This is a genomic window from Pseudoxanthomonas dokdonensis, from assembly GCF_001431405.1.
GTDB lineage: Bacteria > Pseudomonadota > Gammaproteobacteria > Xanthomonadales > Xanthomonadaceae > Pseudoxanthomonas_A > Pseudoxanthomonas_A dokdonensis.
The window spans coordinates 1-26,199 of record NZ_LDJL01000010.1; the positions used below are offsets into that span (position 1 = coordinate 1).

General features: G+C 65.2%; 25 protein-coding genes and 1 tRNA gene. 13 read left to right on the plus strand and 13 right to left on the minus strand.

Going from position 1 to position 26,199, the window contains the following annotated elements; all coding sequences use genetic code 11:
• Positions 1–77: 77 nt before the first annotated feature.
• The gene (locus ABB29_RS09495; RefSeq protein WP_057658470.1) at positions 78–374 is read right to left on the minus strand and encodes a hypothetical protein; all 297 of its coding nucleotides are present in this window, start codon (positions 372–374) and stop codon (positions 78–80) included.
• Between the two features lie 54 nt (positions 375–428).
• On the opposite strand from ABB29_RS09495, the gene ABB29_RS09500 reads away from it, so the two are divergent.
• The 5 genes from ABB29_RS09500 to ABB29_RS09520 all read left to right on the plus strand — a co-directional run bounded on the left by ABB29_RS09500 (position 429) and on the right by ABB29_RS09520 (position 3,201).
• A complete protein-coding gene (locus ABB29_RS09500; RefSeq protein WP_057658472.1) occupies positions 429–698 on the plus strand; it encodes a DUF6959 family protein in 270 nt (89 codons plus the stop codon).
• Between the two features lie 73 nt (positions 699–771).
• A complete protein-coding gene (locus ABB29_RS09505) occupies positions 772–1,128 on the plus strand; it encodes a transposase (protein ID WP_057658474.1) in 357 nt (118 codons plus the stop codon).
• The gene (locus ABB29_RS09510) at positions 1,098–1,931 is read left to right on the plus strand and encodes an IS3 family transposase (RefSeq protein WP_245622596.1); all 834 of its coding nucleotides are present in this window, start codon (positions 1,098–1,100) and stop codon (positions 1,929–1,931) included. Before ABB29_RS09505 ends, ABB29_RS09510 begins: the two co-directional genes overlap by 31 nt.
• Before the next feature lie 76 nt (positions 1,932–2,007).
• Positions 2,008–2,826: a hypothetical protein gene (locus tag ABB29_RS09515; RefSeq protein WP_057658478.1), complete on the plus strand. Its 819-nt coding sequence runs from the start codon at positions 2,008–2,010 to the stop codon at positions 2,824–2,826.
• 66 nt (positions 2,827–2,892) lie between these two features.
• The gene (locus ABB29_RS09520) at positions 2,893–3,201 is read left to right on the plus strand and encodes a hypothetical protein (RefSeq protein WP_057658480.1); all 309 of its coding nucleotides are present in this window, start codon (positions 2,893–2,895) and stop codon (positions 3,199–3,201) included.
• Between the two features lie 90 nt (positions 3,202–3,291).
• On the opposite strand, the gene ABB29_RS09525 is transcribed toward ABB29_RS09520, so the two are convergent.
• The 5 genes from ABB29_RS09525 to dtd form a co-directional block, all read right to left on the minus strand.
• Positions 3,292–3,367, minus strand: a tRNA-Ile gene (locus ABB29_RS09525).
• Between the two features lie 201 nt (positions 3,368–3,568).
• The gene (mdoH, locus tag ABB29_RS09530) at positions 3,569–5,470 is read right to left on the minus strand and encodes a glucans biosynthesis glucosyltransferase MdoH (RefSeq protein ID WP_057658482.1); all 1,902 of its coding nucleotides are present in this window, start codon (positions 5,468–5,470) and stop codon (positions 3,569–3,571) included.
• 26 nt (positions 5,471–5,496) lie between these two features.
• The gene (locus tag ABB29_RS09535; protein ID WP_157062592.1) at positions 5,497–7,035 is read right to left on the minus strand and encodes an OpgD/OpgG family glucan biosynthesis protein; all 1,539 of its coding nucleotides are present in this window, start codon (positions 7,033–7,035) and stop codon (positions 5,497–5,499) included.
• Positions 7,036–7,302: 267 nt separating this feature from the next.
• On the minus strand, positions 7,303–9,177 hold the full coding sequence (gene rpoD / locus ABB29_RS09540) for an RNA polymerase sigma factor RpoD (RefSeq protein WP_057658483.1): 1,875 nt from the start codon (positions 9,175–9,177) through the stop codon (positions 7,303–7,305).
• Between the two features lie 107 nt (positions 9,178–9,284).
• Positions 9,285–9,725, minus strand: a complete 441-nt coding sequence (gene dtd, locus ABB29_RS09545) for a D-aminoacyl-tRNA deacylase (RefSeq protein WP_057658485.1) — start codon at positions 9,723–9,725, stop codon at positions 9,285–9,287.
• A 76-nt stretch (positions 9,726–9,801) separates the two neighbouring features.
• Here dtd and ABB29_RS09550 point away from each other — a divergent pair, with 76 nt between their 5' ends.
• Genes ABB29_RS09550 through ABB29_RS09560 form a run of 3 tightly spaced genes read left to right on the plus strand, consistent with a single transcriptional unit; the run spans position 9,802 to position 12,807 of the window.
• Positions 9,802–10,701, plus strand: a complete 900-nt coding sequence (locus ABB29_RS09550) for a lauroyl acyltransferase (RefSeq protein WP_057658487.1) — start codon at positions 9,802–9,804, stop codon at positions 10,699–10,701.
• A gap of 37 nt (positions 10,702–10,738) precedes the next feature.
• Positions 10,739–11,278 carry a PH domain-containing protein gene (locus tag ABB29_RS09555; RefSeq protein WP_083487738.1) on the plus strand — a complete coding sequence of 180 codons (540 nt, stop codon included), beginning with the start codon at positions 10,739–10,741 and terminating at the stop codon, positions 11,276–11,278.
• Between the two features lie 5 nt (positions 11,279–11,283).
• Positions 11,284–12,807 carry a PH domain-containing protein gene (locus ABB29_RS09560; protein WP_057658492.1) on the plus strand — a complete coding sequence of 508 codons (1,524 nt, stop codon included), beginning with the start codon at positions 11,284–11,286 and terminating at the stop codon, positions 12,805–12,807.
• A gap of 50 nt (positions 12,808–12,857) precedes the next feature.
• On the opposite strand, the gene ABB29_RS09565 is transcribed toward ABB29_RS09560, so the two are convergent.
• Positions 12,858–13,910, minus strand: a complete 1,053-nt coding sequence (locus ABB29_RS09565) for a CDP-glycerol glycerophosphotransferase family protein (protein ID WP_057658494.1) — start codon at positions 13,908–13,910, stop codon at positions 12,858–12,860.
• Entirely contained in the window at positions 13,907–14,725 is an 819-nt protein-coding gene (locus ABB29_RS09570; protein WP_057658495.1) for a glycosyltransferase family 2 protein, read from the minus strand. Before ABB29_RS09570 ends, ABB29_RS09565 begins: the two co-directional genes overlap by 4 nt.
• 350 nt (positions 14,726–15,075) lie before the next feature.
• Between ABB29_RS09570 and ABB29_RS09575 the strand changes: the two genes are divergently transcribed.
• A complete protein-coding gene (locus tag ABB29_RS09575; protein WP_057658497.1) occupies positions 15,076–16,203 on the plus strand; it encodes a glycosyltransferase family 4 protein in 1,128 nt (375 codons plus the stop codon).
• 9 nt (positions 16,204–16,212) lie between these two features.
• Here the strand turns inward: ABB29_RS09575 and ABB29_RS09580 are convergent, their stop codons facing one another.
• The 5 genes from ABB29_RS09580 to def all read right to left on the minus strand — a co-directional run bounded on the left by ABB29_RS09580 (position 16,213) and on the right by def (position 22,302).
• Entirely contained in the window at positions 16,213–17,913 is a 1,701-nt protein-coding gene (locus ABB29_RS09580) for an ArnT family glycosyltransferase (protein ID WP_245622594.1), read from the minus strand.
• Between the two features lie 68 nt (positions 17,914–17,981).
• Positions 17,982–19,310, minus strand: coding sequence for an O-antigen ligase family protein (locus tag ABB29_RS09585; RefSeq protein ID WP_157062594.1), 1,329 nt, complete (start codon positions 19,308–19,310; stop codon positions 17,982–17,984).
• Between the two features lie 115 nt (positions 19,311–19,425).
• Entirely contained in the window at positions 19,426–20,763 is a 1,338-nt protein-coding gene (gene rsmB / locus ABB29_RS09590) for a 16S rRNA (cytosine(967)-C(5))-methyltransferase RsmB (protein ID WP_057658503.1), read from the minus strand.
• Positions 20,760–21,686, minus strand: coding sequence for a methionyl-tRNA formyltransferase (gene fmt, locus ABB29_RS09595; RefSeq protein WP_057658505.1), 927 nt, complete (start codon positions 21,684–21,686; stop codon positions 20,760–20,762). The genes rsmB and fmt overlap by 4 nt, the downstream gene beginning before the upstream one ends.
• A 103-nt stretch (positions 21,687–21,789) precedes the next feature.
• Complete coding sequence (gene def / locus ABB29_RS09600; protein ID WP_057658507.1) at positions 21,790–22,302, minus strand: peptide deformylase; 513 nt, start codon at positions 22,300–22,302, stop codon at positions 21,790–21,792.
• Positions 22,303–22,431: 129 nt separating this feature from the next.
• Between def and ABB29_RS09605 the strand changes: the two genes are divergently transcribed.
• The 4 genes from ABB29_RS09605 (at position 22,432) to ABB29_RS09620 (ending at position 26,150) form a co-directional block, all read left to right on the plus strand.
• Entirely contained in the window at positions 22,432–23,601 is a 1,170-nt protein-coding gene (locus ABB29_RS09605; protein WP_057658509.1) for a LysM peptidoglycan-binding domain-containing protein, read from the plus strand.
• Positions 23,602–23,691: 90 nt separating this feature from the next.
• Entirely contained in the window at positions 23,692–24,879 is a 1,188-nt protein-coding gene (gene dprA / locus ABB29_RS09610) for a DNA-processing protein DprA (RefSeq protein ID WP_057658512.1), read from the plus strand.
• Positions 24,876–25,349 carry a DUF494 family protein gene (locus tag ABB29_RS09615; protein WP_057658514.1) on the plus strand — a complete coding sequence of 158 codons (474 nt, stop codon included), beginning with the start codon at positions 24,876–24,878 and terminating at the stop codon, positions 25,347–25,349. Before dprA ends, ABB29_RS09615 begins: the two co-directional genes overlap by 4 nt.
• 30 nt (positions 25,350–25,379) lie before the next feature.
• The gene (locus ABB29_RS09620) at positions 25,380–26,150 is read left to right on the plus strand and encodes a pilin (protein WP_057658516.1); all 771 of its coding nucleotides are present in this window, start codon (positions 25,380–25,382) and stop codon (positions 26,148–26,150) included.
• Positions 26,151–26,199 lie beyond the last annotated feature (49 nt).

Below are 26,199 nucleotides of genomic sequence, written 5' to 3' on the forward strand. Positions count from 1 at the left end.
CACTTACTTTGTTAACCTGCGCGGCCTAACAATTCATTCAAGCCGAACCCGCTTCGCGGGTCGGCTTAATTCAGGTGTTATGTCGTGTTGCGATGCTGGGTTGGCAGTTCCTGCTTCGGCAAGCGTGCGTCATCGTTGAGCATCGGCTCCGGATGCCCAACCCAGCCTTCCTGCGCCGCCCTGTCCGCTCCGGATTTCGCCTCACCGCTGCTGGTTGGCTTGCCCTTCACTGCACGCTCTTCGGCCTGTCCGCGCAGCCAGCGTTCCCAGTGATGCCCCGGCCCCGCTTCTGATATCTTCACGGCTGGCGGTGGGGTTCCGTCAGTGCCAGCCAACACCGGCCAGACTTGGGGCACCACCACATAACAGTTCATTCAAGCCGAACCCGCTTCGCGGCTCGGCTTAATTCAGCCGTTAGGCATCAGATCATGCGAAACGAGAACGTTGAGATCTACTCAGATCAATCTAATGCCGCAGTGATACGGCACCCTGGCCGGAAGTTTCCGGGCGTCCTGATTCAAGGAGACACATTGAATGCCCTGTGCGTTCAAGCCTCGGATGCTCTCGGTGCCGGCTCCGACGCTCGGGAAGAGCTCGAAGGGCTGAGAGATGCGCTTTATTCGCTGCTCGGTCACTACAAGACGGTACTAAGCGAGCATGGCATTGCCCTGCCTTTCGTGGCGGCCGCAGACGCCTAACAATTCCTTCAAGCCGACGCGGTAGTTCCTACGGTTTAGTGGACACCCTGACCTAACCCTCAGGAGTGTCCCAATGCCAAAGCCAGGCCCCAGAACCATCCATCGCTACAGTGACGCCTTCAAGGCCGCTGCCGTTCGCTTGAGCCAGCAGCCCGGCGTTCGGGTTGGCGATGTCGCCCAGTCGCTTTACATCCATCCCTATATGTTGTCTCGTTGGCGACGACTCGCACGGGAGGGTGTTATCGTGACCAAGGGTGCACCGATGGATCCGTCGACCGCGGCCGAGCTGAAGGCGCTGCGCAAGATCAAGCGGCAGTACGAGCAACTCAAGCTCGAGCATGACCTTTTAAAAAAAGCGATCGCGTTCACTTCCGTTCGAAAAGCGAAATCTTCGCCTTCATCGAGCACCACAAGGAAACCTGTCCGGTGAGGACGATGTGCCGCCTCTATCGGGTCAGCGCCGCCGGCTACTACGCATGGGCACGGCGACCGTGCAGTGAACGCCAGTTCGAAGATGCCTTGCTGGTGGAGAAGATCCGTCAGGTGCATGAGGCCAGCCGGCACACCTATGGCAGCCCGCGCGTGCATGCCGCCCTCAGGCGCCGGGGCGAGGCCGTGGGCCGCCGCCGCGTGGAGCGGCTGATGCGGCAGGAAGGCGTACGCGCCTGTCCGGCCCGCCTGTATCGGAGACGTCCAGGCCTGGCGCGGTTCCTGGACAGCGTCCCCAGCCGTGCCCACGAGCACCCTTGCCATCGACCCGATCAGATCTGGGTCGGCGACGTCACCTACCTCAAGCTCGCCGGCCAGTGGCGCTACCTGGCGACCGTGATGGACCGCTACTCCCGGCGCCTGCTGGGCTGGGCGCTGGGCTCCGAGCGCACGGCCTCACTGACCCGTCGCGCCCTGGCCGCCGCCTTGCGGACACGCACGCCCGCCTGCGATACCCTGTTCCACAGTGACCGGGGCATCGAGTTCATGGCCAATGGCTTCAGGCAGGGATTGGAGCGGGCCGGGCTGGCGCAGTCGGTCAACCGGCCGCGCCGCATGAACCACAACGCGCATATGGAGTCATGGAACAAGTCGATGAAGTCGGACATGTATCACCGCTATCGCTTCGACAGTGAACGCTCGCTTCGCTCGGCGGTCAGCGACTACATCCAGTTCTACAACCACCAGCGCCTGCACTCGGCGTTGGGTTATCGTTCGCCGCTGGAGTTCGAGCAGTGCTGCTAGAGAATCGGTGTCCACTTTTTCGTAGGAACTGCCACCCGCTTCGCGGCTCGGCTTAATTCAGGCGTTAGAGGTCACTATGGCGATATCCGCGATCCATGTTGAGTCCAATGATCGTCTTGAAATAACGATCAACAACACTCGTCCAGTCGCACTGACCGACTTAACGCTTTCGCTGCTGTCTATCGGGCATCAGTTTGAGAAGTTCATCGAGGCAGAGTTTCCCGCGGACGTACCTGTTGCTAGCGAGTTGTTGGTCAAGAAGGTTCGGTCTGGCTCAATCGTCTTTGAATTGGTGGCACAAGCACTGCCCCTTGTTCCGCTCTTCTGGCAAGGCGGGGCACTACTAGAGTGGGCCAGCTACGCCAAGGACACGATTCTTTGGCTAAACGGCAAGCTCAACCAACAGCCAAGAAATCTGACAAAGAACGATCTGAAGCAATGGCACAGCATCTTGGAGCCGGTTGCAAAAGACCAAGGCTCGCAACTCAACTTCACGGTTGCAGACGGTGGCAAGGTTATCAATCAGTTCTTCGTTAACTCCGCAGAGGCTAACTCCGCACAGAACCGGATCAAGCGAGAGCTCGGTCTTCTGGATGAGCCGAGTGACTCCGTCCATACCAAGCGGGTCATGACCTGGTATCAAGCAAAGTTCGACAATGATTCACAGACTGGCAACAAAGCCACCATTGAGAGCATTAGCCCCAAGCCTCTGCGTGTCGTCTTCGACAACAACGCCGTAAAGGCGCAAATGTTTGAGCAAGGCATAGCGTTCTCAAAGCCTTGGCACCAGCTGGCCTACATCGTAGATGTGCAGGTGCAAACAATTAATGGGCAACCTCGCGTCGCAACCATCTTGAATTTCTACCCGGAAGAAACGTTTGATCCCGGGGAGTGACCTCTAACAATTCATTCAAGCCGATGCCGCTTCGCGGCGCGGCTTAATTCAGGCGTTAGGCAGCAAATGAACTCACTCGCAAATCGCATAAAGGGCAAATCCTTCCTCTGGCCATGTCTTCTGTTCGGCATCGTTAGCGTGTTCTTTATTTCTTTCGCCCCAGCCATGTATGACGTCACATGGGCGATTGTTGGATTTTTGCTCTTTGCGCCGCTCTTCATTCTTCAAACTGGCTCAGGAGTAGCCCTGGACAACTGGTGGGTTGCACGCATCGACCGCAAAACTCAGCCCTATAGTTATTGGTTTAGGGTTGTCTTCTGGGGTCTAGGTACGGCAGGATTTGCTTACCGCATCTTTGTTCCGGTGGCAGTCTGACGTGATCGGCTTGCCGCCCCGCACACGATCAGACTTGCAGCATTGACTGACGGAACTGCTGCACCCCTCTCTGATCCATCTTTGCAACGATGGTGGGCCCACCAGGACTCGAACCTGGAACCAAAGGATTATGAGTCCTCTGCTCTAACCATTGAGCTATAGGCCCGTGAAGGGTGCCGGTGGCGCGGGCGCTGGCCGGGGTGGCAATTGTGCCATCAAACGCGACGTCGGGCAGGTGTTGACGGCGGATGCGAGTTGGTTATCAATCCACGGCGCGAGGGCAGCGGCAGCCCTGAGGCGGACACTGGCGTGATGGATGCCTGCCCGCGACGGGATGCTGCCCGGCGACCGCCGGACAGCAGGGCGTTCAGTCGATGCTCGGACGATTGGCTGCACGCAGCCGCAATTGACTGGCGCGGGCGATGACGTCCGGTGGGTTGACCTCTTCCGGGGTGCGCAGCAGACCGGCGCGTTGCAACGCACGGCCGACACGGACCGATGAGGTCAGCATGTGCAGCGGGATGGCCAGCAGCAGGCCCAGGATCACCGGGGCCATCCACGCCGCCAGCATCGGCGAGACGGCGTAGGCCATGCCAGCGGCGAGCACGCCGCACAGGGTGAGGCCGCCGTAGCCACGGATCAGGCTGGACAACGGCAGCGTGCCGTCGTCGCGGCGCTGGGTTTCCCAGCCGGAATCCTTGCCAGCCAGCACTTCGGCGACGCTGCGTGATTGCCGGTACATGGTCACCGGCGCCATCAACGCGGCAAGCAGGGTTTCCATCAACATGCTGATCAAAGCGCGCACCGCGCCACCGCAACCGCGGCGGGTCTGCGCCTGGGTCATCGTCGCCAGGTAGCCCATCAGCTTGGGTGCCAACAGCACCGACATGGTGAACACGAATACCCACAGGAAGCGCTGCGGATCATCTCCCTGCCAGTACTGCATCGGCGAGAACGCGGCCTGCGCCTGCTCGCCGGCACTGGCGCGCTGGTACAGCGGTATCGCCAGCCCCAGCAGCATCAGCATCGCCCACATCGGCGCGGTGAAGTAATGGCCGATGCCAATCATCAGATGCACCCGGTTGATCCAGTGCAGGCCCTTGGCATGGACCACGCCGCCGTGTTGCAGGTTGCCCTGGCACCAGCGACGGTCGCGCACCAGCATATCGGTCAGCGATGGCGGCCCTTCTTCGTAGCTGCCGGACAAGCCCGGCACCATGTGCAGCGCCCAACCGCCACGGCGCAGCAACGCGGCCTCGACGAAATCATGGCTGAGCACGGTGCCGGCAAATGGCTTGCGACCGGCCAGCGTCGGCAGGCCGGCATGGGCGGCAAAGGCCTGGGTACGGATGATCGCGTTGTGGCCCCAGTAGTTGCTCTCGGCGCCGTGCCACCAGGCCACGCCATGGGCGACCACCGGGCCATATACACGACCGGCGAATTGCTGCATGCGGGCGAAGAACGTCTGTCCGTTGACGATGGTCGGCAGGGTCTGGATCAGGGCCACATCCGGGTTCGACTCCATCGCCGCAGCCAGGCGCACGATGCTGTCGCCGGTCATCAGGCTGTCGGCGTCCAGAATCAGCATCTGCGGATAAGCACCACCGAAACGGCGTACCCACTCGGCGATGTTGCCGGCCTTGCGCTCGCTGTTGTCGTCGCGACGGCGGTAGAACAACTGGCTGTCGTTGCCGACCCGCTGGCGCAGCGCCTGGAAGGCCGCCTGCTCGGCCTGGCCGATGTCCTCGCGGGTGGTATCGCTGAGCACGAAGAAATCGAACTGCTGCAACTGACCGGTGGCCGCCACTGATTCGTAGATCGCCTGCAGGCCAGCCAACAGCCGATCCGGATCTTCGTTGTAGGTAGGCATCAACAGCGCGGTGCGGCTGGCGAGTGTTGGCAATGCGCCATTGTCGTCCAGCCCCAGTCGCTGCGGTCGCCGTGTCAGCACCAGCACGAAGCCAGCCAGCGCGCTGATGAAGGACAACGCAATCCATGCGAACAGAGCGACGAACAATACCAGCAGCAAGCCCTCCAGCAGATCCGTGCCGTGGCTGCGCAGTACCCACCAGATCTGGTAAGTGGCCAGCAGCGTCAACAGTGCGGTGCCACCGAACACGACCGCGCGCCGCAGGCCCATCGAGCCCGGGCTGCTGGGCGGGGCGACATCGGCTTTTCCTGGCTGGCTCAAGGCCTGCACCGGCATCGGCAAGGGCGCCGGCGGTGGCAGCATCGGTGCGTCCTGCAGGTTGGCGTTGGCGTGGCTCATCGGCGGGGCATCTTCAAGTACGACATTCATGGGGTCCACCGATACAGCCAGGTTTCCGACAACGGGCCGCGATCGTCATGCGCGCGCGCATGCAGTTCCACGTCCTTGCCGTGCTGGGGGGTGAGTTCGAAACTGATCCGCCAGCCGCCGGTCTGCGGGTTGGCGTGGGCGACCGCATTGGCGATGCTGCCGGAAGAAGCCCAGACATCGGCGTCCACCCGTGCATCGGCATTCAGACGCGACAACCGGCCGCCTGCCAGATCGATCACGATCAAGCGGGTGCCCGGCTGCGGTGCGGCACCGATGCGGGTCATCACCACGGTCGCCAGTTCCGGTTGCCAGGCGTGTTCGGTGCACCAGTGCAGGCGGTAATCGAAGCGGTGTTCGCTGCCCGCGCGCAGTGGCTGGGCGGGACGCCAGAAGGCGACGATGTTGTCGTGGTATTCGTCGCCAGTCGGAATCTCGACCAGCGTCACCGCGCCCTTGCCCCAGTCGCCGACCGGCTCGACCCAGAGGCTGGGCCGGCGCTGGTAATTGGCTTCGATATCGGCGAATTCCGCATATGCGCGCTTGCGCTGCATCAGGCCGAAGCCCTTGGGATTTGCGTCCTCGAATGCACTGACCTGCAGCTGCGCCGGGTTGCGCAATGGCCGCCAGATCTGTTCGCCGCGGCCGTTCAACATCGCCAGCCCATCGGAATCGTGCACCGCCGGACGATAGTCATCGACGCCAATGCGATCGCCAGCGTCGAACTCGTACATGCTGGTCAGTGGCGCGATGCCGGCGCGATCCAGATCCACGCGCGGATACAGGCGCATCTGGGTGTCGAATACGGTTTCGTCACCGGGGCTGATGACAAAGCGCATCGCCGCCGCGGCGCTGGGGCTGTCGAGCAATGCATGGACGGTGATGGCGCTGGCGTCCTTGCCCGGCTGTTCGACCCAGAACTGCTTGAACACCGGGAACTCCTCCGGCCCCGGGTCGCCGGTCTTCAATGCCAGGCCGCGCGCCGACAATCCGTAGTTCTGGCCCTTGGCAACGGCACGGAAATAGCTGGCACCGAGGAACGTGCAGATCTCGTCGAAGTAGTCCGGCCGGTTGATCGGCGCGTGGATGCGCATGCCGGCGTAACCGACATCCTGATCGCTGGGCACCGGCGCCGCGCCAAAACTGAATTGACTGGGCGAATACACCAGCGGCGTGGCGATGCCATCGGCGACCAGCGCGATGTCGACCCGTTCCTTGAACAGGAAACCGCGATGGAAGAACTGCAACTGGAACGGCAGCGGCGTGTCGCGCCAGATGGCTTTGCGGGGGTCGAAGCGGATATCGCGGTACTGGTCGTAACTGATTCGTTGCAGCGATGGTGTCAGTGCGGTCACCGGTGGCTGGTAGGCCGCGGCGGCCAGTCTGCGCGCCAACGCTGGCACCGTCTGCTCGTCAAAGGGTGTGCCACGCGCAGGCAACGCGCCCGCGGCCAGCGGCGCGCCGCTCAGCGAGAGCGCGGACAGTCCGCGCAGCAGCGGCAGGGCCAGGCCCGCCTTGATCAGATCACGTCGTTGCACGCGGTATCCCTTGACAATAGCGGGGTCAGCTTAGTGAGAGGCTTGTGACGATGATGCATACGCAGGCGGCGCCGTGCGACGGTCATTCAGCTGGCAGGAGGGCCCTTTACATTCCGCCCCGCCCCACTCCACCCTACCCGCGCCCAGCGACTGCGTTGGGCAGCCGGCACCGGCGAACCGGGACATGTCGTTCCATCACGGCTACAAAAAAACGCGGCCCGCACATGGCGGACCGCGTTGGTATCGCGTCGGTTTCCGGCAGCCGGCTTACTCGATGTCGAGGAAGCTGCGCAGCTGCTCCGACCGGCTCGGGTGACGCAGCTTGCGCAACGCCTTGGCCTCTATCTGGCGGATGCGCTCGCGGGTGACATCGAACTGCTTGCCGACTTCCTCGAGGGTGTGGTCGGTATTCATGTCGATGCCGAAGCGCATGCGCAGCACCTTAGCTTCGCGCGGGGTCAAACCGGCCAGCACGTCGCGGACGGTTTCGGACAGGTTGATGTTGGTGGTGTTCTCGATCGGCGACTCGACATTGGTGTCTTCGATGAAATCACCCAGGTGGGAATCCTCGTCATCACCGATCGGGGTTTCCATCGAGATCGGCTCCTTGGCGATTTTCATCACCTTGCGGATCTTGTCTTCCGGCATCTCCATTTCCTTGGCCAGTTCTTCCGGCGTGGCCTCGCGGCCGTACTGCTGGAGCATCTGGCGGGAAATGCGGTTGAGCTTGTTGATGGTTTCGATCATGTGCACCGGGATACGGATGGTGCGCGCCTGATCCGCAATCGAACGGGTGATCGCCTGGCGGATCCACCAGGTGGCGTAGGTCGAGAACTTGTAGCCGCGGCGGTATTCGAACTTGTCGACTGCCTTCATCAGGCCGATGTTGCCTTCCTGGATCAGATCCAGGAACTGCAGGCCGCGGTTGGTGTACTTCTTGGCGATGGAGATGACCAGGCGCAGGTTGGCCTCGACCATTTCCTTCTTGGCCTTGCGTGCCTTGGCTTCGCCGTAGGCCATCGCGCGGCTGATTTCCTTGATCTCGGCCAGGCTCAGGTGCATCGCTTTTTCGATGGCGATGGTGGCTTCCTGCTCGCTGACAATCTGGTCCTTCACTTCGCGCAGCGCCGATGACCACTTCTGCTTGCGCTTGAGCACGTCATCGACCCAACCCAGGTTGGTCTGGTTGCCTTCCCACGAACGGATGAAGTCCTTGCGCGGCATCTTGGCGACGTTGGCCGACAGGAACAGCACGCGACGCTCGTGATCCTTCAGCTGGGCGACCACTTCGCGCAGCTTGCGCACCAGCACGTCGGTCAGCGGCAACGGGAACTTCAGGGTGACGAAGGTTTCGGCCAGTTCCTCGCGCAGCTTGGTGGTGGCCTTGTTGTCGGCACCGTTCTTGGCATAGGCCTTCTTGAACTTGGCGTAGCCGTCGGCCAGCACCTGCATGCGGCGGGCGACTTCTTCCGGATCCGGACCGGTGGGGCCTGCTTCCTCGGCATCACCGTCATCGTCGTCATCATCGCTGTCATCGTCGCTGTCGCTGTCGCTGTCACTGTCGTCGCTGGCGTCAGCGTCGTTGGCGGCAGCGGCTTCCGGCACTTCTTCTTCCGGATCGTTGAAACCGACGATGACTTCGGCCAAGCGCTTCTTGCCAGCCTTGTGCAGCTCGAATTCTTCCAGCAGCATTTCCACCGCGACCGGGAACACGCCCAGCGCCGCCTGGACCTGGCCCAGGCCTTCCTCGATGCGCTTGGCGATGGCGATTTCGCCTTCGCGGGTCAGCAGCTCGACCGTCCCCATCTCGCGCATGTACATGCGCACCGGGTCGGTGGTGCGACCACCTTCGGTATCCAGCGAGGTCAGCGCCGCGGCGGCTTCCTCGGCGGCGGTTTCATCGACCTCGCGGCCACCGTCGCTGGTACCGGCCAGCAGCAGGGTCTCGGCATCGGGTGCAACTTCGTGCACGTCGATGCCCATGCCATTGATCATGCCGATGATGTCTTCGATCTGCTCCGGATCGACGATGTCGTCGGGCAGGTGATCGTTGACTTCGGCATACGTCAGATAGCCCTGCTCAAGGCCCTTGCTGATCAGTAGCTTGATGTCGGATTGTTGGGCAGGACGTTCGTTCGCCATGGGGTAAGCGCCACCGGCAGAAAGGAGGAAGGAACCTAGCATTATACCAGCCCGGGGGGTCCCAAGTCCCGGAATCGCGTGGGATTGCGGGGTTGCCGGGGCCCTGTTCAGGGTCGCAGCAGGAAGGTCACCGGGCCGTCGTTGCTCAGGCTGACTACCATATGGGCACCGAAGCGCCCGGTTTCCACCCCCGGCGGGTGCCGATCCCGGCAGATCCGCACGAATTCGTTGAAATTGCGTTCAGCCTCGGCCGGCGGCGCCGCCGTGGTGAAGCTGGGGCGCATGCCCGAGCGGGTATCGGCGGCCAGGGTGAACTGGCTGACCAGCAACAGGCCGCCACCGGTGTCGGCGAGCGAACGATTCATGCGCCCGGCATCGTCGGCGAATACCCGGTAACCCAACAGCCGGTCGGCCATCCGCGCCAGCTGCGCGTCGCTGTCGCCGGGCTCCATCGCGACCAGCGCCAGCAACCCCGCACCGATGGCGCCGACGGTCTGGCCATCGATGTCGACCTGGGCGCGGCTGACGCGCTGGATGAGGCAAAGCATGGGTGAATGCTGGGCATCGCCAGGGCCGAGGTCAAGCCTGGGCAACGTGGGCCGGGGCAAACGCTAGACTGTACCGATGAAGCCCGACACCACCGCAAGCCTGCTGTATCGCCTGGCCGCCCTGGTCGGCCGCCTGCCCTGGTCGTGGCTGCACGCGCTGGGCGATGCGATGGCGACGATGTGGATACGCCGCGATGCGCGCGAAAGCCGGGTGGCCAGACGCAACCTGCAACTGGCCTACCCGGATCTGTTGCCGAGCCAGCGCGAGGCACTGCACCGCGACGTGCTGCGTACCACCGCCCGCCAGGCACTGGAAACCCTGCGCTTCTGGACCCGGCCGCCGGCCGACAACCTGTCCCTGCTGCGCGAGCGCCACGGCGAAGCCCTGTACGACCAGGCGCTGGCCTCGGGCAAGGGCGTGATCGTGGCCGCGCCGCACTTCGGTAACTGGGAACTGTTGAACCAGTGGCTGGCCAGCCGCGGGCCGTTGGCCATCGTCTACCGGCCACCGGAGTCGGCGGTCGGCGATGCCTTCCTGCTCAAGGTGCGCGGCGCTGACAACATCCGCCAGGTCCGCGCCGAAGGCCCGGCGGTGCGTCAGCTGTGGAAGGTGCTGAAGGAGGGCGGCGCGGTCGGCATCCTGCCGGATCAACAACCCAAGGCTGGCGATGGCGAGTTCGTGCCGTTCTTTGGCGTGCAGGCATTGACCATGACGCTGGTGTCGCGGCTGGCCGAACGCACCGGCGCGACCGTGTTGTTCGCCTGGTGCGAACGGATTGGCCCGGGGCCGGATTTCGCCTTGCATGTGCAACCGGCGCCGGCGGCCATCGCCGATCCGGATCCACAGCACGCGACCGCCGTGCTCAACGAATGCGTGGAGCGGATTGCCCGCCGTGATCCCGCCCAGTACCAGTGGACCTACAAACGCTATACGCTGCGACCGCCGGCAAGCGGCGAGGACAATCCCTATCTGTGAGCACGGATAGGCCTGGATGCACAGGGGACATACAGTGATGCAAGCACCACCACCCGACCCGGCAACGGCCATGTTGCCGCCGATCGACAACGCCACGCCGGCCTGGCCGGGCAACAGTGGCTGGCAACAGTTGCCGCAACGTGGTGGCTGGGTCGCGGCGCTGGCTGGCGCCATCGGCTGGATGGTGGTCTGCGTGCCTTCGACGCTGTTGCTGGCCAGTAATGGCACCGTGCTGGATCCGTGGCTGGCGGCGCCCGTGGTCGCGCTGCTGGCGGCACTGATCGGTGCCTGGATTTCATTCCGGCGTCACCGGCGCACGTTCTGGCAGCTGGACACGCAGGGGTTTTCGGTTCGCCGCGGCAACTGGTGGCAAAGCGAAACCCGGCTGCCGATTTCGCGGGTACAGCACCTGGATCTGAAGCGCGGACCGCTGCAGCGGATGCTGGGCCTGGCTACGCTGGTAGTGCATACCGCCGGCACCCGGATGGCCGCGGTCAGCGTGTCGGGACTGGCCGAGGGCGACGCCGAGGAACTGCGCAACCACCTGGCCCGGCAACTGGACGACGACGCACTGTGAGCGAGATGCCCTCGGCGGAGGCGCCGGCAGCAGCCGCCATGGACGGCGAACAACGACTGCATCCGTGGTCGTGGTTGTTCGTGCTGTTGCAGCAGCTCAGGCAGTTCGTGCTGCCGCTGGTGGCGCTGCTGGTGTTCGGCGGTGGTGGTGGACGCGAGGCGCAATGGCAGGCGCTGGCCGCGGCTATCGCCATGGTCGTGCTGGTGGCGGTGTCGCTGCTGCAGTTCTTCACCTATCGCTACCGGGTCGGTGCCGACGGCGTGACCATCCGCAGTGGCTGGCTGCAGCGCAACCTGCGCGAGATTCCGTTCAATCGCATCCACAACGTCACCCTGCACCAGTCGCTGCTGCACCGCGTGTTCGGCGTGGCGGAAGTGCGCCTGGAATCAGCCGGCGGCAACAAGCCCGAGGCGCAGATGCGAGTGCTGGGACTGGCGGCCGCACAGGCATTGGAAGATGTCATCCGCCACGGCGGCAGCGACCGCGCCGGCCGCACGCCCGATGCGGCCGAGCCTGCCGACGTGCCACTGCTGGCGCTGGATACGGCCGACGTGCTGCGACTGGGCTTCATCTCCAATCGCGGCATGATCGTGGTGGCGGTGGCATTCAGTGCGCTATGGCAGATATTTCCCGAGCGTGTCGCCAGTCGCTGGGTGGAACAGCATGCCCAGCAACTGCTCGGCTACGCGACCTCGATGCACCTGGGTGTGTTGAGCACCGTGGCCGCCGTTGGCAGCTTGATCACCTTCGGCTTGTTGCTGACTCGGGTACTGTCGATGCTGCTGGCGCTGACCCAGTTCCATGGCTTCCGCCTGCACGAGCAACCGCAGCGGCTGACCGTCGAACGCGGCCTGCTGGCACGCCTGCGCACCAGCGTCAGCCGCCGCCGCATCCAGTCGTGGACCTTGCAGGAAGGCTGGCTGCAGCGTTGCCTGCGGCGGCGCAACCTGCGCATCGATACCGCGGTAGCCGAAACCGGCAACCGCTCCGACGCGCGTGCATTGAAGGAACTGGCGCCCATCGCTACCCCGGATGCCTGCGATGCGCTGATCCAGCACTTGTTACCGCATGCGCAATGGCCGATGCCGGCATGGTCCCCGCTATCTGCGTCGATGCGCTGGCGCCTGCTGCTGCCGACGGTGCTGGTGTTGCTCGTGCTGTCGGTACCGGCGTGGCTGCAGGCCGGGCCCTGGGGACTGTGCATCTGGCTGTGGCTGCCGTGGGCGATCTACGGCGCCTGGCAGCAAACCCGGCGCGCCGGTTATGCGGTCGATACCGCACTGGTGGCGGTGCGTGGAGGCTGGTGGGCGCGCTATTGGCGCTTTGCCGAAATCGACAAATTGCAGGCATTGCGGCTGAGTCATTCGCCGCTGGATCGACGCTGCGGCACCGCCAGCCTGTGGCTGGATACCGCCGGCGCCAGCAACATGCAGCCACCGTTGCGGATCCGCTTCATGCCCGAAGTACAGGCACAAGCGCTGTACCGGCAATTGTCCGCAGCATTGGCCGCGCGCCGGCTACGCTGGTAGCAAAGCGCGACGTTGGCTGGCGCCGCAAGCAGAATTGCGGCCAGCAGCAGTTACACGCCCCAGTAACCCAGCGACTTGCGTACCTGCCAGCGCCGCCATAACGCCGACAGAGGCTTGGCCTTCAGGCTACCCAACTGGCCCTCAAGCAACGCTTCGGTCGCGGCCAGCACCCGCTCGGACGATTGCCCGTCACGGTACGGGTGGATCGCATCGGCATATCCGGCAATCGCCGCCTGTAGCACCGGGTCCGGATTGAAGGCCTGTTGCAGCATCTCCGCCAGCCGCGCCGGATCATCGAAGTCCAGCATGTGCGGTTTCGGTGCGCGATTGCGGAAAGTCACTACCGGTTTGCGCTGGACCAGCATTTCCGAAACGATCGAGCTGGTGTCGGCGACCAGTACATCGGCGGCGCGCTCGGCATGCACCAGTTGCTCGGGTTCGACAAATGCGGCATTGGCGCCCTGCAAGGCGCGATAGCGCGCGACCAGATCCGGCGCGCATTTCGGATGCAGGGTCAGCAGCCAGTAACGGTCGCCCCCGGCGATCTGCGCGGCCACCGCCGGCAACAGATGCGGTGCCGCCGACAGGCGCTCGGTGAAGGTGGAACCAAACAGCACCACCTGGCGCCCGCCCGCAGGCTGTCGCAAGCGCTGGGCGATGCCGCCGTCATCACGGAACAGGGGGTCCAGCTTCGGCCAGCCGGTTTCCACCACCGCGAAGTGACCATGCTGCTGCTGCAGCTTCTGGAACGGCAAGGTCGTTGCCGGGCCCTGCGTGCAGTAGAGATCAAACAGGCCGCGGATACGGAAATGGCCGCGTGCGTCATCGCGCTTCTGCACGTTGAAACCATGGAACAGCTGCACTTTCGCGCCGCTGATGAAACCGGGCACGACGTTGGAGGCACTGAACACCGCGCGCGGTTTGAACGCCACCGCCTGGCGCACATCCAGTGCCGGCACCGATGCCAGCGCCAATCCGTGCGCGCCTTCGACCAGGCAGCTGGCCACGTCATGGCCTTGTCGGCGCAGGCTGTCGGCCAATGGCTGCAGGATTGGCAGCGCGTAACGTTCGGAACCGTAAAGCAGGTAACGATGCGCGCTCATTCGCGTTCAAGACCGTGCTTGATCATTTCCTGTCGGGCCAGCTCCACCGATGCTGGATTGACCTGCATTTCGTAATAGCGCATGCGCTTGTAGACCGCGTAGCTGGCCGACAGCTGGGCGATGATGAAACCACGCCAGCCATCCAGCAGCGCCAGCCGCAACAGGTATTCCTTGACGAAAGATGCCACGAACACCAGCGGCGTCTGCCACATCGACTGCGACTTGCGCTTGGCCTGCCAGCCACGCGCTTTCAGCTCGGCATAGCGCAGGACCTTGAGTTCCTTGTGCAGGATGGTCGGATTGTGCAGATGATTGAACGGCTGCCTGAACTCCTCGCTGCCGCGGTCGAAGTCCAGTGATTCATGCACGGGAACGTCCTTCCAGCGCGCGCGGCCACGGTGGTAGATGCGTGCCATGCGCTCGCCGACCATCGGCTTGTACCAGCGCATCGGGCCGCCCATGAACCAGGTCCGCCGGCGCAACCAGGCACCGCTCTGCGCCGATGCCAGCAGTGCCGGCAGCTTCTGCGCGCATTCGGCGATCAACTCATCGGACAGGAACTCGTCCGCGTCCAGCACGATGATCCAGTCATGGCCGGACTGGGTGCTGGCGAAGTTGCGCTGTGGCCCGAACCCCAGCCAAGGCTGCTGCACCACCCGTGCTCCGTGCGCCTGTGCGATGGCGACGGTGGCGTCGGTGCTGTTGCTGTCGATGACCAGCTTCTCGGCGGCGAACGGCACGCTGTCCAGGCACCGGCCGATGTTGCCAGCCTCGTTGTAGGTAATGACGATGAGGGTAATCGGCAGTCGGTCCATGGCGCCATTCTAACCAGTTGCCCGCGCCGCCCGGCATGCGCCTGGTCCTTGCCTGCTGGGCCTCCGATCATGCCCCGGCGCAGCCGAACCGGAATTTGCCTGCCACCTTGCGGGAACGGTCCGGCGGCTGGCGATGCGATGTCCGCCATCTGTGACAGGCAGTGGCCAGCGGCAGCCGTTATGATGGTTGTATTCGCACCACCACGGGGGACATGGCCGGTACCGGCGACGCAAACCGACGACGCACTGCATACGGATGCGCCACCCGTCCCCCGTCCGCCTCGATGCGTTCCTCGCATCGGCGGCCATCGGGTCCGCGTGTACCACCGCGACCAGCCAATGATCCATCGATGAAACTCCTGTTCACCAATTTCCATCGCGGCAGCGGTGGTGGCCACACCACTTACGTGCGTACGCTGGCATCGGCATTGAGTGCCGAACACGAGATCCATGTCGCCGCGCCGGCCGGCAGCTCATTGCTGGAACAGGCCGCGGCACTGCCCGGCGTGCATGTGCTGGCGCAGCCGTTTCCCAACGGCCTGCGCGAACTTCGGCAACAGCGGCAAGCACTGCTGCAACTGCGCAGCTACCTGATCACGCATGGATTTGACCTGGTCCATGTCAATGGTTCGGCCGACCATCGCTTGCTGATGGCAGCAGTGCGTGGAATGCACCACCGGCCGCGGATCGTGCTGACCAAACACAATTCGAAACCCTGGACCGGCTTCGGCCATTGGCTGCGCGCACGGCTGGCGACCGACCAGCTGATTGCGGTCTGCGACTACACCCGCCGCGAACTGTTGGCCAGTCCTTACCGGCAGCTGCCCATCACCACCATCCACAACGGCGTCGATGTCGATCATTTCCGGCCCTGGGCTGCGCAGGACGCCGCGCAGGCACGACGGCAATGGCTGCCGTCGGATAACTGCCTGGTGTTAGGCAGCAATGCCGGCACCGCCGACTACAAGGGCTGGACCGACCTGGCCGCCGGCCTGGCGCTGCTGGATACCAGCGAACGCGCCCGGTTCCGGGTCCTGATTGCCGGCAAGCCGCCGGATGCTTCGCAGCTGCGGCAGCTGGCCGATCTGGGCGTGCAGGATCTGTTCTGCTTCCCCGGTCTGCTGGCCGATACCCGGCCACTGGTGGCAGCACTGGATGTCGGCTTCGTGCTGTCGCACGCGGTCGAAACCATTTCCTTCGCCTGCCGCGAGATGATGGCGATGGGCAAGCCAGTGCTGGTCACCGACTACGCCGGGTTGCCGGAGAACATCGAACCAGGACGCGATGGCTGGGTGGTACCCGCCCGCGATCCCGCCGCCATCGCCGAGACCCTGCGCTGGCTGCTGGCCAACCGCGCTCGACTGCAGGCAATGGGCGATGCGGCGCGCCTGCATGCCGAACGCGATTTCGGCGTGCCGCAGTTCGTCCGCCAGACCGAGCAGCTGTACCAGCGGATCAGCGCAGCTGCCATCACCTGAAGGCCAACTTCAGCGGCAGCCCGCCACCGCCTGCGCGTCCACCAGCAACCAGCTGCGTCGATTGGCGGCGCCCAATGGATGTATCTGGCCGCGATCGACACAGTCGGGCATCGCCACGTCCTGGCTCAACAGCACCCGTTGCGTCGGCTCGGCCTGCAACCAGGCAATGCCACGCCGCCACTGCTCGTCTTCCGGCTGCTTGAAGCCGAACTCGGTCACCGGTCCGACCGCCTGCAGCAACTGCTGCTCACGCCAGTTGACCAGTCCGATCACGGTATCGGCACCGGCCTGCTCGCGCGCCTCATGCATCAGGTCACGCGAAGAGCTTTCGCCATCGAGCAACGGCGCGATGCCGAAACCATAGCCGAGCCAGGTCACCGCCACCCCCAGCGCAGTGAACAGCAGCACATGGCGCAGGCGGCAGACAATGCCGGCGATGACGATCAACGCGCCCATCAGGGCCAACACCCGCCACAGCCAGAGTGCGCCCGAGCCCACTTCCAGCCCGCGTTCGGCGACCAGCCTGGCTTCGTAACCGGGATTGCCGAACAAGGCCGCCAGGCCCACGGCCAGCAGACCGACACCCAGCAGCATCGAGAACACCCACAACGCCCAGCGCAATCCACGCCGCTGCACCAGCGCGGGCATGAACGACGCCGCCGCCCATGCCAATGCCGGCAATGCCGGCAGGATGTACATGTCGCGCTTGCCCGGACTGGCACTGAAGAACAACAGCACCAGCAGCAGCCACGCCAGCGGCCACCACACCCGCGCATCGCGTTGGCGCCAGGCCTGCCGCCACGGTCCCAGCAACCAGGGCAGGAACACCACGAATGGCAACCATTGGGTCAGGATGACCTTGATGAAATACCACCACGGTGCGTGATGGTGCCAGGCACTGACGTAGCGGGTGGCGGTCTGTCGATAGAGCAGATCATTCAAGTAAGCGCGATGCTCGGGATCGCCACTGACCAGCGCAGTCACCAGCATCGGCACGAACCACAGCGCGATCGCCAGCAGGAAACTGGCGCCGCCCAGCCACCATTTGCCGGCACCGCGCGGTGCCGGCTCGCTGAGCCCGTTCCAGCCGCGCCAGCGCATCAGCGCATACGGCAGCAACGCCAGCAGCGCGATGAAGCCGACGCCCTTGCTGATGACTCCCAGGCCAGCAGCGAAACACCCCAGCCAGTACCAGCGCCAGTTCGGCCCCAGCAGCACATGGCGGCCAATGCCGTAGACGCCCACGGTGATGAAGAACACCACGGTCGGATCAATCTGCGCGCGCTTGGCCTGGTACACGAACTGGAACGAAAACAGCACCGCCGCGGCCGCCCACAGGCCGACCCGATGGTTCCAGCTGCGGCGGGCGAAGTCATAGGTCAGGGTCAGGGTGCCGAGTGCGGCCAGCAGCGACGGCAACAGGAAGGCGATGTTCCATTGCCGCACCAGCGCATAACTGGCACCCAGCAGCCAGAAGTACAGCGGCGGCTTGTCCGAATACAGCTCACTGCCCCGGTGCGGGAACAGCCACTGGCCCGACTCCCACATCTGCCGCGCGACCAGCACGAAGCGCGGCTCGTCGGCCGGCCACGGTGCACGCAGGCCGATGCCGGCGCCAATCACCAGCAGCGCGAACAGCATGAACCACCAGAACTGGCGACGCTCCCGCGCCGCTTCGCCCATCATTCCTTCGGACCGCCACTCGTGCATTCGTTCATCGCCACAACCAGCCAGGCGATGATCCTACACAGTGCGCAAGGCGATGGCTTGCCGGCTGGCTAGCGGCCGGCTCGCGTGGCATCCATCGTCGAGGCTGGCTGCCGCTGCTCGTTCAGCGCGATCCCGGCCAGGCAGCCGATAAACAGCGCATACGCGGTGGCGCTGGCGGCGTGCGCGAACATCGACTGGCTCAGGCCCGCGCTGGCAAACGCCAGCACCATCACCAACCCGGCCCAGGCCGCACCGTACATCCGCCCGGGCGGCGCCCGGCCGATGCAACGCAGGAAGAACAACGCCGGCAGCAGGTAGATCAGGATCAGCGCCAATCCGCCCGGCACGCCCATCGTCGCCGCCCATTCGAACAGATCATTGTGCGCGTGCCGCAGCCGGCACCAGTGCGGTGGTGCGCTGCTGGCGCATTCCGGCGCCAGCACCACCGCGCGGTCGAACTGGCGCAGGCCGGTGCCGGTCAATGGATGTTGCCGCAGCGCCTCCCAGGCGCGTGACCACAGCTCCAGGCGGGCGCCGACCGAGGAGTTGCCATCACCACGCTCGTAACGCGCCAGTTCCGGGGCGATGTTGGCCAGACGCGATTGGCTGGACAGTGACGGCACCCACAGCAGGCAGGCACACAGCAGCGACAAAGCCGCCAGTGAAACCCCCATCCGGATCCAGAAGCGGCGGCCCTGCTTGCCGACCAGCCCCAGCAGCAGCACCAGCGCCAGCCCCGGCAACACGCCGCGACTGCCACTCATGACGATGCTGGCGATGCCCATCGCCAGGACCGCCAGCAGCAACGTCAAGGTTCTGCCGTCGCGGGTGCGGGGCCGGCAGAACACCGCCAGTACCAGCAGCATCAGCACCAGGTTGGCAAAGGTGATCGGGTTGCCGCCGGCATTGGCGCGCTCGATGCCACTGGCGGTCTGCAGCAGCGCCACGCAGAACGCCACCAGCACCCCCGCCAGCGCGCCCCACCACAGGCCGTTACGGCTGCTGGCCGTACGCCAGGCCAGCCAGGCACACCATGGCAGCAGCAACAGGCGCGCAATCTTGCCCAGCTCGCTCCAGGGCAGGTTGAACCAGCTCACCGACAAGGCGGCAATGGCCAGTGGCAACACCGCCAGCAACCAGGCAGCCCGGACCCAGGTCGCCGGCAGCGCCATCGATGGCCTGTTCGAAGATTTCCATGACAGCAGGGTCGCCAGCAGCAGCAACAGCGCGAACACGGCCAGCCCCTTGGGGATCAGGATCAAGGCCGGCGCGGCAATGGTGGCGAGGAAGAACAGCCTGCCAGCCGTACTCGGTTCGCGTATCGAGGAAGCGGCCCGCCAACCGGCACTGTCCGGGGCGACATGTTGCGAAGAAACGGTTTCCAGCGAAACACTCACGACAGGGCCCTCGGCAACAACCGACACACCCCCTCGGTACGATCAGCTGGTCATTTGCTTGTCGGGCAAATCATATGCGCAGCGCGCATTGGCTGTTTGTGAAAGAAGTTCAGTTTCAGGTCACGGACTGCTTACGTATCGCCGCATAGTAAAAGCCGTCCATGTCGCCCTCACCCGGCAGCCGCTGGCGACCGGCACCCGAGGCATGGCCGAACTGTTCGTCCAGCGGTTGCGCGTGGGCATCCGGCGTGCGTTGCAGGAACGCTGCGATCTGCTGCTCGTTCTCCTGCTTGAGGATCGAACAGGTGGTGTACAGCAGGGTGCCGCCCGGCGCCAACGTCGTCCACAAGCCATCCAGCAGCCGCGCCTGCAGTGCCACCAGCGTGACGATGTCATCGGCGCGCCGGTGCAACAACACGTCCGGCTGCCGGCGGACCACGCCAGTGGCCGAACACGGCGCGTCGAGCAGGATCAGCTGGAATGCTTCGCCGTCCCACCAGCTCTGCGGCTGGCTGGCGTCGGCGGCCTGCATCCTGCCCTGCACGCCGAGTCGCTGCCAGGTGTCCTGGACCCGGTTGAGCCGGCGCTTGTCGACATCCAGTGCCAGCAGCTGCAAGCCGGGATCACGCTCGAGCAGATGCGCCGATTTGCCACCGGGCGCCGCGCACGCATCCAGTACCCGTGCAGCGGCGGGTGGCTGCACCGCATCGGCAGCCTGCTGCGCCGAACCATCCTGGACCGACACCTCGCCCTCGGCGAAGCCGGGTAGACTGGCCACGGCAATGCTGGCCTGCAGTTGCAGCGCATCGGACAGCAACCCGCTGCGTTGCGATTCGATGCCGGCTTCCCGCAACAGGGTCTGGTAGCCATCGACATCGTTGCGTTGGCGATTGACCCGCAGCCAGGTCGGCGCGGCCAGCGCGCTGGCGGCGAATATCGCCTGCGCATGAGCCGGCCAATCGCCGATGATCTGCTGGCGCAGCCATTGCGGCCAGACCGCGGCCGGATCCGCGGACGGTACCCCTTCGCGCTGGGCACGGCGCAGCAGCGCATTGACCATCCCGGCCTGGTGCTGGCGGCCCATGCTGCGCGCCGCTTCGACCGTGGCCGATACCGCGGCGTGGCTCGGCAACTGCATTGCGTCCAGTTGCGCCAGGCCGATGTACAGCAGCGCACGCAGATCGCTTTCGCGCGGGCCCAGTGGTTTCTGCAACCAGCTCGCCAATGCCGCTTCGTAGCGCCCGCGCTGGCGCAACGCGGCAAAGCACATCGCTTCAATCAAGGCGCGATCGCGGACATCGGCCACTGCGGGCAGCTGTGCGGCAAATTCGCCTTTCAGCGAGCGTCCCTTGTGCAGCACGGCATCCAGGATGCGGGCGGCAATCGCCCGGATGGCAACACCGGCCAACGGCGTGGCTTTGCCGGGCGAACCCTGGGCAGGCGTGTCGCTCATGCCCCGGCCTTGGCCCGCTGGGCGTTGAGATAATCGCCGATGCTGATCGGCTTGCCGCCCTCGCGCTGGACGGTCTGCAGGCGCAGAGCGCCTTGGCCGCAGGCGATATCCAGCCCCTCGCGGCTCATCCCCAGCGCAGTGCCCGGGGCTTGCTGGTGATCGATGTCGATGTCGATGGCGGTGGCGGCATGGATGCGCAGGCGTTCGCCGCCCAGTGCGACCTCGGCAATGGGCCACGGATTGAAGGCGCGCACCTTGCGCGCCAGTTGCGATGCAGGCAGCGCCCAGTCCAGCCGTGCTTCGCTCTTTTCCAGCTTGTGTGCGTATTCGACACCGGATTCGGGCTGCGCCTCGGCAACCGGGCGGATGCCGGCACGCAGCAGGCCCAGGCCATCGCTGAGCACCTGCGCGCCGATCTCGGCGAGGCGGTCGTGCAGCTGGCCGCCGGTTTCGTTGTCGCCAATGGCAGTCGCCTGGCGCAGCAGCACCGGGCCGGTGTCCAGCCCAGCCTGCATCTGCATCAGGCAGACCCCGGTCTGCGGGTCGCCGGCTTCGATCGCGCGCTGGATCGGCGCCGCGCCGCGCCAGCGTGGCAGCAGCGAGGCGTGCACGTTCCAGCAGCCAAAGCGCGGGATGTCGAGCACCGATTGCGGCAGGATCAGGCCGTAGGCGACCACGATCATCAGGTCCGGCTGCAGCGCGCGCAGCGCCTGCTTGGCCTCACGGCTGCGCAGTGAAGGCGGCTGATGGACGTCGATACCCTGGGCGATGGCTTCCTGCTTGACCGCCGAAGGGGTCAGGCCGCGACCGCGGCCGGCCGGCCGGTCGGGCTGGGTATACACCGCCACCACTTCATGGCGCGCATTGGCCGCGCGCAGGCTGGGGACGGCAAACGCCGGCGTGCCGGCAAAGACAATCTTCATATCGACGGGGACCCGTTGCGAAGCGCGCAACGCCGGCCAGTGCCGACGCCACGCGTGAAAGGATGACGGTGACGCCGGCGCGGGGCGCCCTGCCGTCGCTGGCTCAGGCCACGTGCTTGCGCTGTTTGGCCAGCTTCTTGCGCACCATCTCGCGCTTCAGCGGAGACAGGTAGTCGACGAACAGTTTGCCGTCCAGGTGATCCATTTCGTGCTGGATGCACACGGCCAGCAGGCCGTCGGCACGGATTTCCCGGGCCTCGCCCTGGCGGTCGAGGAAGCGCACGGTGATTTCGTCGGCGCGGGTGACGTCGGCAAAGATGCCCGGGACCGACAGGCAGCCCTCCTGGTAGACCTGCTCGCCGGTCCTGTCGAGGATTTCCGGGTTGATGAAGACCAGCGGGGTGTTTTTCTCCTCGCTGACGTCAATCACCACGAACCGCTGGTGCACGTCGACCTGGCTGGCAGCCAGGCCGATGCCGGGCGCCTCGTACATGGTTTCGAACATGTCATCCAGCAGCTGCTGGAAGGCCGGCTGCGCAATCTGCTCGGCGGCCAGCGGCACGGCCTTGGTGCGCAGACGGGGGTCTGGGAATTCGAGAATGGGGAGTAGAGCCATGATGTCTCACGTATGGGCGCCAGTGGAATCCGGCAAGGCCTCACGAATTCTAACAAGGGCGCTTGCTTTGCGCCGGGATTTCTGGACTATAGTGCCGACCACCTGTCGGGGAATCAGGTACATATCGCCATGTTTAAAAGTTTTCGTACGGTTTTGGCCGTCGCGATCATGACTGTTGGGACCTATGCCGCGGCGGCCGAAATGGCCGAGGGGCATCCGGACACCTACGTCGTGAAACGTGGCGATACGCTGTGGGACATCTCGGCACGCTTCCTGAAGAAGCCGTGGCTGTGGCCGGAAATCTGGCAGGCCAACCCGCAGATCCGCAATCCTCACCTGATTTACCCGGGCGATGTCATCAGCCTGGCCTACCTGGATCGCGTGGCGGTCGAGCAGGGCCCGCGCCAGGAAGCGCCGATCAACGCCATTCCGCTGGCCGATGTCGAGCCGTTCCTGAAGGACCTGCGCATCACCGAGGACTTCGAGGACCTGCCCTACGTGGCCGGCCTGGAAGACGATCGCATGCATGCGGTGTCCGGCCAGCGCGCCTACGTGCTGGGCCTGGACAACGCGCAACCGGGGCAACGCTACGCGGTGGTCCGGCCGAGCATGCGCTACACCCAGACCCGGGTCGTCTCCAGTGGCCAGTACCCGACCTTCCAGGAAAACCTCGATTTCCGTGGTGACCGGGTCAAGGGCGCCACCGCCGACTGGGATCGGATGTGGTCGACCTCCGAACTCACCGGCAAGGGTCCGGTCGAGCTGCTCGGCAACGAACTGCAGCAGATGGCGGTCGGTACCGTGGTCCAGGGGCGTACCCCGGGCAGCGACACCATCAGCCTGAAGCTGGAACTGGGCGGCAACGAAGTCCGCATCGGCGACCGCATCGTGCCGGTGGAAGCGCAACCGTATGACCTGCAGTTCTTCCCGCACGCACCGGCGGTGCCGGCGCCGGAAGGCAAGCTGCAGATTGCCTCGGTCGCCAACGCGTTCACTTCCGGTGGTCCGCGCGACGTGGTCGCCATCTCCGGTGGCAGCCGCGAAGGCATCGACAACGGCACCGTGCTGTCGATCTGGCGCCCGGGCAGCTATCCCAACAACGACGTGCGCTGGCCCAACTCCTCGCGCATCGACGATGCCAAGCGTGATGGCGCCGGCCGGGTCGCGTTGCCCGACGAGTACGCCGGCCACGTGATGGTGTTCCGCACCTTCGAGAAGGTCAGCTACGGTCTGGTGATGGAAGCGGTCAAGCCGGCCCGGGTCGGTTACGAGCTGAAGCATCCGGACGCCACCTACTGAGCCTGGCCAGCATCGAACGCGGGATTTTCCTACCCGCACCTGCGACGGCGCCCTAGGGCGCCGTTGTTGTTTGCTGTCTAGGCTGAGCCGATGCAACGGCCCTGTCCCGACACGCCTTCCCATGCACTGGCGCTACTGGCGATGGCGCCGGGCCGGCTGGGCCCGCGGCGGGCATTGCTGGAACACTGCCGCTGTCCGCTGGCGGTGCTGGCTGGCGGCCGGCCGATGTGGCGCCGGGCCGGCCTGGACGAAGCCCAGCAGCAATGGCTGGCGCGGCCGGATGAGGCGATCCTGCGGCCGGTGTGGGCCTGGCTGGATCAGGATCAGCACCACCTGCTCGGCCTGCACGATGCCGACTATCCGCCGCTACTCAGGCGCAGTCCGAGTGCGCCGCTGGCGTTGTACGTCGATGGCTGTCCGCAATCGCTCTGGCATCCCGGGGTGGCGGTGGTCGGCAGCCGCTCGCCCAGTGCCGGCGGCGGCGACAATGCGCGCGACTTCGCCAGCGCGCTGGCCCGGGCCGGGATTGCAGTCATCAGTGGCATGGCCGCCGGCATCGACGCCCGTGCGCATTTGGCCGCGTTGCAGCTCGACGGCGGCATCACCGTGGCGGTGGTTGGCACCGGCCCGGACATCGCCTATCCGCGCCAGCATGCCGAACTGCGTGATCGCATCGCCGCCCGCGGCGCCATCGTCAGCGAACACCCACCGGGCACGCGGCCGCTGCGCAGTCATTTCCCCAGCCGCAACCGGATCCTGGCCGGGCTGGCGCTGGCCACGCTGGTGGTGGAAGCCGCCGAGCGCTCCGGCGCCCTGATCACCGCGCGCCTGGCCGGCGACCTGGGCCGGGAGGTGTTCGCGGTGCCCGGCTCCATCCACAACCCGATGGCGCGTGGCTGCCACCGGCTGATCCGCGAGGGCGCCGGGCTGATCGAATCGGCCGCCGAAGTCATCGCCGCGGTCAAACCGCTGGCATGGGAGCTGGGCCACGCCCTGCGGCAGCGCATCGACGAAACTGAACAGGGGGCAATCGCAGCGCAACCTGCGAACGTCCCGGCAACCGACCCTGACTACCAGAAGTTGTGGCTGGCACTGGGTCACGACCCCACCTGTATGGATGAACTGGTGCCACGCACCGGATTGACGGCTGCCCAACTGTCCTCCATGCTGCTCGCGATGGAACTGGATGGACGCATTGCGGTCGAACACGGACGCTACTCACGCAACACCAAGTTTCTTTCCTCCACAGCGTCACGCACGCAGGCCGAGGGGCAATGAAAGAGAGCATCCTGGACGTACTGCTTTACCTGTTTGAACACTATTTCACCGAAGATGCGGACCCGGTCCGCGACCGCGATTCCCTCCAGAACGGCCTGATCCAGGCCGGTTTCAGCCCAGCGGAAATCAGCAAGGCCTTCGATTGGCTGGACGCGCTTGCCGAAAAACGGCCCAGCGCCGAATCGCCGCGCGTGGGCGGCGCCATCCGCGTCTACCACGGCCCGGAGCTGGAAAAGCTGGACGTGGAATGCCGTGGCTTCCTGCTGTTCCTGGAACAGCACGGCATCCTCGATGCGGACCAGCGCGAAGTGGTTGTCGATCGGACCATGGCCCTGGACCAGGAAGAACTGGATCTGGACGACCTGAAATGGGTTGTGCTGATGGTCCTGTTCAACCAACCCGGTTCCGAGGCGGCCTACGCCTGGATGGAAACCCAGATGTTTTCCGACGAGCCGGAGTCGGTACACTAACGCGCATGCATGGACGCTCCAGGGGGGAGCATGTCGTCGGCAAGCGCGACCGAGTGGTACTACCTTGATCAACAACAACGCCAGTGCGGTCCCGTCACCGCGCTGGCGCTTGTGCGCGAGTTCCATGCCCGCGCACTGAACCTGGACAGCCCGGTCTGGCGCGACGGCATGCCGCACTGGCAGCCACTGCGCCAACGCCTGGGCGAACTGGGCCTGCCCGAGGCCGTGGCCAACCGGCCGCCGCCGCTACCCGGCACGCCGCCGCCGTTGCCGTCAGGTATCGGTGCCCGCGCATCGGCGCAGCTGCGCGCCGCCCCGCCTACCCGACCGGCCGCCGCCGGCCACCACCCCGCCATGCATGCCGAAAACCGGACCCTGCTCTGGGTGATCGTCGGCATCGCCTGTGCGCTGGGACTGTTGATGCTGCTCGGCATCCTGGCCGCAATTGCACTGCCGGCGTACCAGGAGTACACCCTGCGCGCCAGGACCGCCGCCGCCATCACCGTGGCACCGGCACTGCAGAGCCGGGTCGAATCCTACTACCGCCAGCACCAGCGCTGCCCCGGCAACGAGTCGCCCGGCTTCCCGGCAGCGGATACCGCGCTCGGATCGGTCGCCAGTGTCCAGATCGGTCGCTTCGACAACGGCCATTGCGGTTTCGAACTGCGGCTTGGCGAGCAGCGCAGCGAGCACCTGGATGGCAAGGCGCTGTGGTTCGACCTTGATCATGCCAGCGGCCAGTGGACCTGTAGTTCGGAAATCGAGAACCGCTATCTGCCTGCCAGGTGCCGCACGCCGTGATCGCATCCGCCGCTGTCGCGATGACCCGGCAACCACCACGCTCAATGGG